Origin of the sequence: Mesorhizobium sp. M1078, assembly GCF_040318615.1 — a bacterium.
GTDB lineage: Bacteria > Pseudomonadota > Alphaproteobacteria > Rhizobiales > Rhizobiaceae > Mesorhizobium.
Window position 1 is genome coordinate 1 of sequence record NZ_JAMYMP010000045.1, and the last position, 12073, is coordinate 12073.

12 protein-coding genes are annotated in these 12073 nt (G+C 60.6%); 3 read left to right on the forward strand and 9 right to left on the reverse strand.

What is annotated here, in order from left to right; all coding sequences use genetic code 11:
* Positions 1-1400: tetratricopeptide repeat protein (locus tag NKH38_RS30190; protein WP_352904731.1), on the forward strand; the 1400-nt coding region annotated here is incomplete at its 5' end.
* 15 nt (positions 1401-1415) lie between these two features.
* Here NKH38_RS30190 and NKH38_RS30195 read toward each other — a convergent pair.
* The 5 genes from NKH38_RS30195 to NKH38_RS30215 form a co-directional block, all read right to left on the reverse strand.
* Positions 1416-1919, reverse strand: coding sequence for a YHS domain-containing (seleno)protein (locus tag NKH38_RS30195; RefSeq protein WP_023707420.1), 504 nt, complete (start codon positions 1917-1919; stop codon positions 1416-1418).
* 12 nt (positions 1920-1931) lie between these two features.
* Positions 1932-2522: an ankyrin repeat domain-containing protein gene (locus NKH38_RS30200; RefSeq protein ID WP_031214344.1), complete on the reverse strand. Its 591-nt coding sequence runs from the start codon at positions 2520-2522 to the stop codon at positions 1932-1934.
* A 361-nt stretch (positions 2523-2883) separates the two neighbouring features.
* Complete coding sequence (locus NKH38_RS30205; RefSeq protein WP_155921727.1) at positions 2884-4296, reverse strand: hypothetical protein; 1413 nt, start codon at positions 4294-4296, stop codon at positions 2884-2886.
* Complete coding sequence (locus NKH38_RS30210; protein WP_023673783.1) at positions 4286-5491, reverse strand: MFS transporter; 1206 nt, start codon at positions 5489-5491, stop codon at positions 4286-4288. Before NKH38_RS30210 ends, NKH38_RS30205 begins: the two co-directional genes overlap by 11 nt.
* Positions 5492-5597: 106 nt before the next feature.
* Entirely contained in the window at positions 5598-6485 is an 888-nt protein-coding gene (locus NKH38_RS30215) for a helix-turn-helix transcriptional regulator (protein ID WP_023808432.1), read from the reverse strand.
* Positions 6486-6763: 278 nt separating this feature from the next.
* Between NKH38_RS30215 and NKH38_RS30220 the strand changes: the two genes are divergently transcribed.
* The gene (locus NKH38_RS30220; RefSeq protein ID WP_352765138.1) at positions 6764-7759 is read left to right on the forward strand and encodes a class I SAM-dependent methyltransferase; all 996 of its coding nucleotides are present in this window, start codon (positions 6764-6766) and stop codon (positions 7757-7759) included.
* 11 nt (positions 7760-7770) lie between these two features.
* Positions 7771-8730 carry a LysR family transcriptional regulator gene (locus NKH38_RS30225; RefSeq protein ID WP_084013102.1) on the forward strand — a complete coding sequence of 320 codons (960 nt, stop codon included), beginning with the start codon at positions 7771-7773 and terminating at the stop codon, positions 8728-8730.
* Between the two features lie 44 nt (positions 8731-8774).
* Here NKH38_RS30225 and NKH38_RS30230 read toward each other — a convergent pair whose 3' ends face one another.
* Genes NKH38_RS30230 through trbF form a run of 4 tightly spaced genes read right to left on the reverse strand, consistent with a single transcriptional unit; the run spans position 8775 to position 12071 of the window.
* Complete coding sequence (locus NKH38_RS30230; protein ID WP_023673788.1) at positions 8775-8999, reverse strand: DUF2274 domain-containing protein; 225 nt, start codon at positions 8997-8999, stop codon at positions 8775-8777.
* Positions 8987-10255 (reverse strand): TraB/TrbI/VirB10 family type IV secretion system protein, encoded by a 1269-nt coding sequence (locus tag NKH38_RS30235; RefSeq protein WP_023673789.1) that lies wholly within the window; start codon positions 10253-10255, stop codon positions 8987-8989. The genes NKH38_RS30230 and NKH38_RS30235 overlap by 13 nt, the downstream gene beginning before the upstream one ends.
* Entirely contained in the window at positions 10252-11391 is a 1140-nt protein-coding gene (trbG, locus tag NKH38_RS30240; RefSeq protein WP_023697519.1) for a P-type conjugative transfer protein TrbG, read from the reverse strand. The genes NKH38_RS30235 and trbG overlap by 4 nt, the downstream gene beginning before the upstream one ends.
* On the reverse strand, positions 11388-12071 hold the full coding sequence (gene trbF / locus NKH38_RS30245; protein WP_023697518.1) for a conjugal transfer protein TrbF: 684 nt from the start codon (positions 12069-12071) through the stop codon (positions 11388-11390). Before trbF ends, trbG begins: the two co-directional genes overlap by 4 nt.
* Between the last annotated feature and the right edge of the window lie 2 nt (positions 12072-12073).

The following is a 12073-nucleotide window of genomic DNA, read 5'->3' on the forward strand; positions in this document are numbered from 1 at the left end:
ACTCGGTGTTCGCCTACAAGAACAAGCCTGCAGCGCTGGCGGACGTCGCGCGCGACCTTGGCGTCCGCTTCGTTGTCGAGGGGAGCGTCCGCCGCACCGGCGACCAGATCCGCCTCAATGCCCAGCTCATCGATACGGCAACGGGCGACAATCTGTGGGCCAACCGGTTCGACCGTGGCATGGCCGGCGTGTTTGCCGTCCAACACGAGATGAGCGGCGAGATCGCCAAGGCGCTTGGCATGCAACCTTCGGCAGCGGAAAGCGAGCGCATGGCGCGGCCGCCGACGAGCAATCTCGAGGCCTATGATTACTATCTACAAGCCGAGACGGCGTCACGCAGCGTCCTGCAGGCCGGGCTGCGGGAGGCGCTTGCGCTCTACGACAAGGCGGAGGAGCTTGACCCCGCCTTTGCCGAAGCCTTCGCGGCCGACGCGCGCACCACAATCTATATCTGGCGGGAGGCCTTCAACGACGTCATCCAGAGCGCGCCAGCACGAAAGAGAGCATATGAGAAGGCGAGCCGAGCTTTGGAACTCGACCCTGACCTTTCGTCGCCCTATGCTATTCTTGGGATCATGCAGGTCGTGAATCGCCGCTACGAAGATGCGATTGCCTCTGCCAAGAAGGCTGTTTCAATCGGTCCGGGCGATGCAGAGGCGCAAGCAGCCCTTGGATATGTTCAGTTCTACGCCGGCAATCATGCCGAGGCAGCCACTGCGGTCGAGACGGCGCTCAGGCTCGACCCCGACCTCTCAGCGATCAACCGGGAAACTGCTGGGCTGGTTTTTCTGCTCCAGGGCAATGTCGAGAAAGCGATCGAGACTCTCGAGCACACACGCGACGATGCGTCCACGGTTGGCAACTTTCGGTTTACGCTCGCTGCGGCGTATGTCCGCGGCGGCCGCCTACCGGATGCGAAAGCCGCAATCGCCGAGGGGCTCCGCCTCGTAGCAGGGTCCAGCTACGTGGACTCTTTGGCTGGGTGGGAGATGACTCATGCACATTTTCGGAATCCGCAGGATCTGGCGATACTCGTCGCCGCACTGCGCCAGGCGGGCCTCCCCCAATGGCGCTTCGGCTTTACCCCGGCCGAACAGGACCAGTTAAAGGGTGCCGAGATCGCGTCCCTCGTCATTGGCCATACACTGCAAGGCCAGATCGAACCCGGTCTCCAACCAGCCTTCCTTCAGATCGGAAGCGACGGCAAGGCGGCCTTCCGCTCTACGACGCGGCTAGTCACCGAGACCGTCTACGTCGATGGCGATCTGTTGTGCGAGCAGAGCGAGAACCTGTTCGGTCGCCCCGACTGTGGTCCCGTCTACAGACGCAACGACGCAGCCGGCAAAAGCTACTCCTATGCCAATACAAGCAAGGTGTTTCACTTCACCGTGGTTCGGTAGACGCACACGCGCGTCTCAATGATAGTGATCGAGTTCCAAATTGGCCGCGACCTTCGGCCAGTTGGCATCGGCTTTCGGGATATTTTCAGCTGCATGCGCGGCGAAATCATCCGCATTGTCGACGTCGTAGATCAGGTAGAGCTTGCCGTCGATAATCTTGAATGCCTCAGGATCGACATTGACCGTGACCCCCCCGCCCACGACTTCGCCGGCGCAGTACCCGCCATATTGAGGAGCGTACTTGACCGGTTCGCTCATGAACATTTCCTGGTGTTTCTTGCTGGCGAAATGCCAAGGTGTCCCCAGCCATTCATAAGTGAACTCTTCGGAGCCCTTCACGGCCTTGCCGTCAGTGAAGTAAGCGACCGTGTCGTAGCCCATGATCGCCACACCACCAAAATAGCCGGTGTTTACCGAATCGTCGGCACATGCCGATCCCGCGCCGGCGACCACAGCTACCGCGACCAGGGCAGCCGTCCCCAAACTCCGAACCAGTCGTGGCTTGATCATCGTGCTCATCTGTATCCTCCGTTAATCGTGGATCTCGGCGCACTTCGCCGCGTTCGCCTTGCCAAGAATTTTGGCTTGGCAGGTAGCACCATGGCGTTTGAAAAGTCGTATGATATCCGTGTTGCCCTTCCAGAATGCGCGCGTTATCGGCATGTAGCCATGCCCCTCGGCATGGTTCACATTGGCACCTTTCGCAATGAGGAACTCGGCCAGTTCAATGTGGTTTTCCTCGCCGGCCACCAGCAACGGCGTAGCACCCGCCTTGTTGGCGGCATCGTCGAGCACCGCGCCTTTTTCCAGCAGCAGCTTGGCGATCGGCAGGCTGCCCGAGAAGGCCGCCGCATGAAGCGGGGTAAAGCCGCCCGAGTTACGCGCCATGATGTCGGCACCCTTGGCCAGCAAGAAGTCGGCGATTTCCGGCTGGTTATCGAGCGCTGCAGCGATGAGCAGCGTTGCCTGGTCGCGCGCCCGGCTGTCGACGTCGGCACCGCCTGCCAGGGCTTGCTCCACGGCACCCTTGTCGCCGGCGGCGATGGAGTCGAACAACTGCTCACCTGCGGCTGCTGTTGTAGCCGCCAAAACCAGCATTCCAAGTGCCAGCAATCCGCGCATTGTGCAAGGTAGCATATTAGCTTGTGGTCATACAAGCTGTCCTGGGCACATCAGGTGGATCCAAGGCGGACGGCGCGGCCAGACATAGCGAACGCGGCCCAGGGCGGGAAGGCGTTAGTGCTACTGGCTTCGTCAGTACGGCACCAATCCAGGCTGAATTTTGAAGAGCGTCGATTACCGAGGCGCCGAGCGGCGTCGAGCGTAACCGCCTGTTGCTCCGTTGGGATAGCCGGTAAGCGCAAAGGTGGCCGTTGGCGGAAGTGTCCGCTTTCGGATGCAACTATGGCTTGCTCAATGACCGACATGGGGCGCAAAGCTGCCATTCGTAACCGGCGTACAAATAGGAAGTGCATAGGACCTTTCAGGAAAAAGCCCATTCCTCATCGGTCGGCGCAATCAGCCCGTTCCGCAACCGGCTGTGAAGTTCATGCCACGACGGATCAGTCACGAAGCCTCTCATGGTTCCACATGCCTCGGCGAAGGAAATGTCGCCCAGGCGGTCGATAAGACCAATCAACCCACGGTTCCTGCCATTTAGGAATAGTTCGAGCGGATCATCGTCACACTCAATTACCCGATGTCCCCAGGCACCCGGTATGTCCTCGTTTGCGAGAGCCTGCCGAAGATCTTCATCCACACCTGCGGCCTTGAGCGCCCGGCAGACGACATAGCGCATCAGGGGGTAGTAGATCGGCTGATAGCTGCCTCCAAGCGCGCGCACGCCGGGCAGGATCGACAAAACCAGAAACATCAGCAGGAGATTCGGGACAAGGCTGCGGTTTGCCAGCCGCTCGAGAATGTCGGGGGCTGTGAAGCACGCCACCTTCATACCGGTCGCAGGATCGATGAGTTCGCCGGCGATCAGACGCAGCGGACGGCGTTTGCCATTTTCATAGAACCAGAAGAAATCAGTACCCCGAGCGAGCCAGCCACTCCACGGGCCAGACGCGAGTCCGTCGAGGCCGGCAAGGATGTTGGAAGCGAACTTCGGGTCTTCCAGCAGTCTCATGCGTAGCCAGGAATTTTCCTCCGACAGATGGTTGGCCACCAGGTCGGCAACATCCTCGTCGTCGATCTGCAGGAAGGCGAAGCGGCCTCCGAACATTTTTGGCCAAAGGATGAGATTGGCTGCCTTGATGGCGTGCGCGGGCCGCTCGAATTGCGTCTTCGGCAGAAGGCTACGAAGCAGCGTGAGCGCGTCTCCGCCAGTGCTTGGCTCCGTCGGTAACAACTCGAACCTGTAAGGTCCCGGCCCGGCTAGCAGGCTGTATCCGATCATCCGGCTTCGGCTCAGGCCAAAGACGTTGACCGGCTTGCCGTCAACGGTGATCCAGCCTGGTCCCTTGCGTGGCTTTTCGACGAGATTCACCGTCGAAACGGCGTAGGAAACGTAGGTCGAACAGCCATGCGCCGAGAGACCAAGGAGGCTGAAGATATGCGTATAATAGGCTTCCGGCTCCAGGAGGAGAAACAAATGAGGGCCTGTCTGCAACACGCGGCGCCTTTGGAAATCCCTGCAGATTTCCAAGGCGGTATCGGCAGACAACCCGTTTCGTGTCGCTGCCTTCCTGATGATGTCGAGTAGTTTGGTGAAGGCTCGGAGCCGGATTTCTGGCATGGGAACCGAAGCCGGCGCCGTAAACAGGCGAAACGCATAATCACGGATCGGCCGGGAATGGTATGGGCTCATCCAGGGGTAGAGTGCCGTCAGCGACCCCAGGACTGCCTGTTTCGCATCTACGCCTGCTGTTAGCTCTTCCACCTCACGTTTCACCTTTTTCTCGTGTCTGAATTACACCCACGCTCAAACACAAAATACTGACGAGGAGCGCCACGCCAAAGCTCAAGAAAATCGTCGAAGGAAATGCTCGATCTCCGACAGCGGCGGCGATGCCGAAGATGAGTAACCCGAGCACCACGGCCACACTATGCATAATGCCTTTGGCCCGGCCCAAAAGATAAATGGATACATGCGACTGCAATGTGACTTCAACGCTGACGCGTCCAAGATTGTATAGAAATCCGAGCGCGACAAAAAGGATCACTGTCCAGGGCGTGGGCAGAGATGCCAGCGCCATGAGTACCAGCGCCGTTAAGCCCAAAAGCATGAGATGCCGCACGTGGGTACTCATCGCTCTTTCAATCCGGAATAGAGAGACCGCACCGATCAGTGAGCCCGCCGACCATGCAGCCTCAAGGTAGCCGAAATCCGCGGCAGTACCCTTCTGCTCCTGGAAGACGAAGCTAGATCCCATGACGCTGACAAGCACCGCGCTTGTGTAGAGAAGCGCGTAGACGCCGATGAGACGACGCAGGCTTGGATCTAATTGTGCTGCCGAGATTTTGGCGAAGCGGACATCACGCGAAACCGGTTGCAGCCGCATCAAGGCTAGGCAGCCCGATGAAAACAAAAAGAAGGCAGCAATAACGGTGAATGGCAGGACTGGGGAGCGATCATGCAGCAAAGGCCCTGCAAGCAAAGCTGCGCCGAGATTGCCGACCTGCATGACGAAGAAGACGGCGGAATTCGAGGCTACAAGATCGCGGCCGTCAGCTATCACGGGGATCATTGATTGAGAGCTTGTAAGCGCGACACGGTCGCAAAACGAAAAGAGGGCCGCTGACAGACAGATAATCACAAACACGTCCATGTCGAGAAGCGCGCAAGCGGTAGCCAGCATAACGACGAAGCGGCTGAGGTCTGCCGCAACGTTCAAGCATCGCCTGTCAAATCGATCCGCCGCTACACCGGCCAGAGGGCTCGCGATGAATTCGACAACGCTGACGATCGCAAGGAACGTCGCCACGCCGGCGGTTCCGTACCCTCGCTCGACGAGAATCCAGGCGGATGCGATGTAGTAGCCGTTTCGGGCAACGGCCGCCGATAGCGTGCTGGCCAGGAATCCGAGGCAGGGACTGGACCGGCCGGCCCGTCCTTTGCCATGATGAACTCGAACCAGGTTTGACATGAGCGGCGTATCCGGCTGACCGCCGACGGATACCGTCTTCCGCCAAGCCTGCTTTACTGTGATGTTGGGGTTTTCCGATACTTGCTGAGAACCGACAAGCGGCGGGCTAGATTCTGCAGTTACGACGAAACTCCGTCGGGACCGCGCCGAATGCCCGCTTAAAGGCGGTCGTGAAATGGCTCGAGCTGCCGAAACCACATTCCATCGCGATTTCCGTCGCCGACAGACTGGTCGATCGCAGCATGTCCGCGGCCTGCTCCAGCCGTCGCTGCGCAATGAATGCGTGCGGCGTCATGCCTGTCGACTGCTTGAAGGCCCTCCAGAAATGGAACCGGCTAACCCCAATCTCTTTCGCCAGATCGGCGAGCGTAGGTCTGCCGTCCGACAACGTCTCGATCATGTCCACCGCCCGCTTGAGATCGAACGATGACAAACCGCCTTTTGCCGGCTCCTGATGGAAGCCGTTCAACCTCAACATTTGGCCGAGCAATTGCGTGGCGTGGCACTCCACCATCGTTGCGCTGATGGGGTCAGGCTGCTTGAGCTCCAAGGCAATCCTCTGCAACGCCAACTCTACAGTGCCGTCCCGAAACCCGATCGACGGCGGCAGCACTGCCGGGCGATGGCGAGCCGTTCCCGCAAACACATCGTCGGCGAACTCTTTTGCAATCGAGACTAGGAGGTAGGAAGCGGTCGCGTCCCCCTCGTCCCACCCATTCCAATCACTGCCGGCGGGCATGAAGATTATCGAACCGGCCCGGCGCGGCAAAAAGGCAATCCGGCGCCCATCCACGATGTCTTCTCCGCGGCACGCCGTGCCCTTCAGGTTCATCAGGAACAAATGGTTTGGCTGCAGGATTCTTGTTTCCTGGCGCTCAAGCCCGGTTCTTTTGACCACGTCCGCCCGTACGCTGCCCCAATTCTCATACTTGTGGGCAAGCGATTGGTGGCGTGACCGGCGGTTCTCGGTCGGGTCGAGGGCAAGAGTATTCACGTATCCGCAGCCTCCTTACTGGCGAGCGGCCAGTCGTCGCATGATGTGGCGAACCATGGGTTGCTGAACAACACGCAAATAACTCTGGATTGGTAGAAGATGTGACTTTAGCGAAAAAATGGCAAACGAGTGAAAGCCGCCTGTATCCGGCAGGCCTACCAGTTGGCTCAGCCAATACTTGAGCCCGGTGAAATATTAGACCCCACTTATCTTGGTGGAATTTCCCCCATCGACGTATCGGCATCTCACCAATGGAACGGTGTTGGAGGCATACTGCGATGCGTGGACTCGACGACTTTCTGGCTGAGTGCGACCACGGCCCACGGATCAACGGACTGGCAGGCTTTTTCGCGGCGACCGCCGCTGGCAAGAGCGGGATGCCAATCCGCAAGCCCGTCGCCGACGCCCGGCTTCTGCCGAGCGATGAACTGCTGCGCGGCCTGGTCAGCCTGCATGCGGCACGACAAGGCTTTTTTGACCAGCATTATCACGGCAGCATTCCCTACAGATTGGAGGAGGAGTGCCGGACGGCCTACGCAATGCTGAAATACGCACGGGATCGTGGTGGTCCGCATTCGCTATACAGCCTTGGAACAGCGGAAGGCACGATGGCGAGGACACTGTCCGAACTGTCGGAGGGACAGATACGCACACTGTCGTGCAGCCCGAACGCGGAGAATTACAATTGCTTCATGGCTTATGGCGAACCGCCGCACGCTGACTTCTTCGTCGGCCCCTTTCATCATTTGACAAAGGACGTCCTGCGTTCAGATCCGCGACTGGCAAATTTTGCCCACGGGTTCGACATCATTCTCGAAGATACGACCTTTCAGATGTACTCGCCCAACAGAGCAAGCCAGATCGAATTCGTGACCCAGCACCTCAAGCAGGACGGAATCTTCGTCTTCGTCGAAAAGTTCCGGGCAACCGAGGAGCCGGACTACAGGCGTCGCGAATACCAGAAGGATTTTGGGTTCAAGGCGCGCTATTTTCCCCCAGATGAAATCGAGAAGAAGCAAACCCTCGTTCTGGATACGATGTTCGGCAATGAGGTGACTTTGGCACAGATGGCCGACGCCATACGCCAGCATTTCAGCTACTGCGCCCTGACCTGGAACAGCGGAAATTTCTGTAGTCTCGCGGCGAGCAATAGCGAGGAAAACCTGAACCGATACCTTTCCCAGATGGCCGCTCCGGCCATTCCGCACGAGTACGTCTACGAAACCAGCTTGTATCCGACCCTGCCGGTTAGCGTCGCCGCCGCGCAGGAATAGGCTCCTGTGCCTTGAGACAGGTCAACAACACGTTGCGTCGTTTGGACCATGTCTTCGCGGCTGTCGACCATGGCAGCCTCAGGCAGGCCGCAAGAGTTCTCAGGGTGAGGGAATCCTGTGTCAGCCGCAACATCGTTGCTCTCGAACAATTGCTGGACATGCAGTTGTTTGACCGCGACGTCCATGGCGTTCGGCTGACCGAAGCAGGCCGGGCCTGGACTAACCTCGTCCGGGCTCATTATGAAGGGTTGCAAGATGCCATGGCCGGAGGTGGTCCTGGCGACCAGGATGCCAAAACAGTCAAGATAGGGTTGTGCGGTCAGATAGGACGGGCGTTCGTGGCGCGGCTTGTCGATCGATTTCGCGGCTTGCATCCGGACGTGAGCATCGCCATCGAGGACGTTCCCCATGATCAGTGTCTGGCGGCAATACGTCGCCGGCGCCTTGACATCGTGTTCACGCACGGGCTCGAGAACGGCGCCTTATGCCGCAGCGAGCTATTTGGACACGAGCGCTTGTTCATTCTCCTGCCCTGTTACCATCCGCTTGCTGAAAGGTCTGCGGTCACATGGGCAGATCTTGCAGATACCTGCCTGCTTGTTTCGGTCGGATCGCCGCTGGATCCGGTTTTGTTGGAAAAGATTGCCGCAGGTGGTGGCCCCGCTATTCAAATATGTCGCGCGAGCGAAGCGACGGTCATCCTCAAGGTGCAACTCGGTCAAGGCGTTACTCTGGCGGGCGAAGGTTTTGCCAGGACAGTCGCCATCGACGCTACAGTATGGAAACCCATCGACGGTCAGCACAGCATCAGTTCGATTAAGGCGGTGTGGCTGGAATCGAACCCAAAGCGTGCGCTTCTGCGCCTGGTTGGGACCGCAAGAAACCTGGTGGCCGCAACGCGACCCGGGCCTACCCCTGTCAATGGAGGAAGTTCGGGACGCCGCGGCGCGATTTCTGAAGTCACGCCATGACTGGGAGGTGCGACTGACCCGGTTTGACTTCAGTCGTCCAGCCTCTAACCACCCTCCGAACGCTTTGCCCTGGCAAAGCCTCGATCCGTCGCAATGAACCGCTCCAGCATCGCAACGATGAGGCGCGGCGCATCGGCGGGCCGTTGCCCCGCTTCGCGGCCGAGGATCTCGGCATAAGCCGTCAGATCACGGTGCAGTGCCGCAGGGAGTTCCACCATGACCTTGACAGGCTTGTCGTCAGCGATTGGCCCCAGTTTCAGCTTGGCCATTTCAGCCCCCCATAAGGTTCGAGCACGAGATCGCGTGTGACGATCACCCGCACCGGGAATCCCGGTCGGATGGTGAGCGTCGGCGCTATGTTGAGCTGCCGCTGGACGATCTGCTGGCCTGTCTGGCTGATGCTGTCGGAAGCACCCTGGCGAAGAGCGCGCATGATGTCGCTCTCCTGGCCCGATGAGCCTGCTTGCGCGCCGATGCTCAGAACCGTGGAAAGTGCTGCAGCCTTGAACAACTCGCCCCAGTGATAGTCGACGCCGTCCTCGAGACCGGCATAGCCCTCAGCGTCCGCGCCAGGCTCACGTTCCAGAACGATGGAGCGGCCGTCAGGAAAAATCAGCCTGGTCCATACCAGCAACACGCGACGCTGGCCGAAGCCGACCCCATTGTCATACTGGCCGATGAGGCGCGTCCCCTGCGGAATGAGACGGATATGTCCGGTGGGGCTGTCATAGACATTCTCCGTCACCTGCGCGGTAATCTGACCGGGCAGGTCTGAGCGAATGCCAGTGATGAGGGCAGCTGCGATGACGGCGCCCGCCTGCAGGACGTTTTTCGACGCCGGCGCCGCAACACGATCCGACGAGACGGTGCGCTTGTCAGGCGGCTGGTCGAGGAACGCAAGTTGGCGGTCTTGCGCCGAGGGCGTCGCTGACTGCGGCGCGAGGCCAAGGTTGGCGAGATCGGTTTGTGGCATGGTGTCTGTCGTGGCTCGAGCGACAGTCGCGTCACTAGCGGGCCGCGTTTGCGTGGACGCGAACAGACGCGCGGTCCTCGCCGCCTCCAGTTCCTGCTCCCGGCGCTGTTCCTCTGGATCCGGTCCGACCGAGCCCGACGACGGCGCTCCGTTCGCCGGGCCGCCATTCTGCGCGTTGAGGATCGGGCGGCCGAGATCGCCGGGAAGCGGTGGGCCAAGCTTTGGAACGCCCGTATAGTCCTTTGGCAGACCGGCGAGCCCATCGGGCGTCGAACGATTATCGGTTGAATAGAGCTCCTGACCCTGGCCTTGCTGACGGTTCTGAAGCGCGTAAATCAGCGCACCGCCGACAGCGAGGCTAGCGGCGAGCCCCAATCCGGCCAACGCCTTGCGGGACAGACGCGTCACGCGCGACGGCTCGGCGCGCAGCCGCATGGCCGCGGCCGGCTCACCTGTCAACGGCCGGGCGTCATCCTCGACCGGTGCCTCCGGCCGGGCGTCATTCGCCGGCCCCCGGCCTTCTTTCTTCCCGGGATCCATTTTGTCGCTCATGATGACGACCCTCCCCTGCCTGTTCGGAGGTTCGTCGCTGGCGGGGTCTCACCAGGGCCATGCATCCATGAAAATCGACTGCTCCTTACCCCATCGGTGCGGGAGACGCGGACGCGCCTCTGGTTCTTGCCGGCGCCGAGGCGCAACTCGGCGGCGGCAAACATCCGGTCGACGATCATGTAGTTGCCGCGCACGCGATAGTTGACCAGCTCGGACGTGTCGCCTTCCGGCCCTACCACGAAGAGTGGCGGCATCTCACCCTGGCCGATGCCCCGCGGGAACTCGATGAACACCTGCTTGCCATCGTCGAAGGCGCGCAGCGGCCGCCACGGTGCGCGATCGCCCGTCACCTCGTAGCGGAAATTGACGCGAGAAAGATCGATGCCTGTCGAGACCGGCTGTGCAGCCTCAGCTTGCTGGTTCTGCCTGCGCAAGGCGATGAGTTGGTCCTGCGGGTATTGCCAGGAAACCGACGCCATATAGGTCGACGGCGTCGAGCGCAGTTCCATGTGATAGGTACGCCGATCGGTATTGATGACGAGATTGGTGAGAAGGTCGGCGCGCGTCGGCTTGACGAGTATGTGGACCTGCTTGGCCGCGCCCGTACCGCTCTCGGTATCGCCGATGATCCAGCGCACGGTGTCGCCGGCGGCGACGGGACCGGAACCGACGAGCTGCTCGCCGGGCTGGAGCGCGATGTCGGTGATCTGCCCCGGCGAGGCATAGACCTGATAGAGCGCGCCATCGACGAATGGATAGACCTGCATCGAGTTGATGAAGCCGTTGCGGACAGGCTGGACGCGCGCGGCCGCATTGGCCAAGTTCACGCGCGCGGTCGGATCGGTCGGTTCCGGGTCGGGCTTTGCGGCCTTGCCGACCGGCTTCAACTGGCCTGGAAGCGGCAGCGGCTTCGACAGCTCCACCACCTTGACGGGCGGTGGCGGATCGACGGCATGCACGGCCGGGACCGGATCGTCATAGGAAATCTCCGGCGGCTTCTGCCTGGTGGCGCAGCCCGCAAGCGCCGAAGTGCAAAGCAAAAGCGCTGGAAGGGCCATTTTGCGGAAGGCCGGCATTGCGTGGATGAGGAAAACCGGACGCCCCCAGGGGGCGGCTTTGCAGAGTACGGGCATCATTGTCCAAGCTCCTTCGACCAGTTGATGGCGTTGATGTAGATTCCAAGCGGGTTCTTCCTCAGCGCATCAGCGTCGCGCGGGGGCTGGACGACAATGGTGAGGATGGCGGACCAGCGCTCCGTGGAAGCCAGTGAGCCGTCCTGATAGCGGCGTTCGACCCAGGCGATTCGGAAGCTCACCGGCGATGCGCGGATGACCGACGACACATCGACGGCGACCTGCTGCTTGCCGACCTTGGTGAACGGGTCATTGGCGCGCGCATAGTCGTTGAGAGCCAGCGCCCCGCCCTGCGTCGCGAAGTCGTAGGCGCGCAGCCAGTTCTGCCGCACGATGACCGGATCGGCGGGGATCGACCTCACCTGTTCGATGAAGTGCGCCAGGTAGAAGGCAATCTGCGGATCGTTCGGCTGATAGTCGCCGACCGCAGGTCCCACAGCCTGCGCCTGGCCGAGACGATCGACCTGCACCACCCAAGGCACGATCGAGCCTTTGGCGGATTGCCAGATGAGCGCGGCCGAGAACCCCGCGGCGAGCGCCAGGCAACCGAAGGCCATGGTGCGCCAGTTGCGCGCCTGCACGCGAGCCGAACCGATGCGCTCGTCCCAGAGCTGAGCAGCGCGTTGGTAGGGGGTCTCGGGTTGTGGGGACTTGCCGTAGTGCGTGGACGGTCGTTTGAACATGC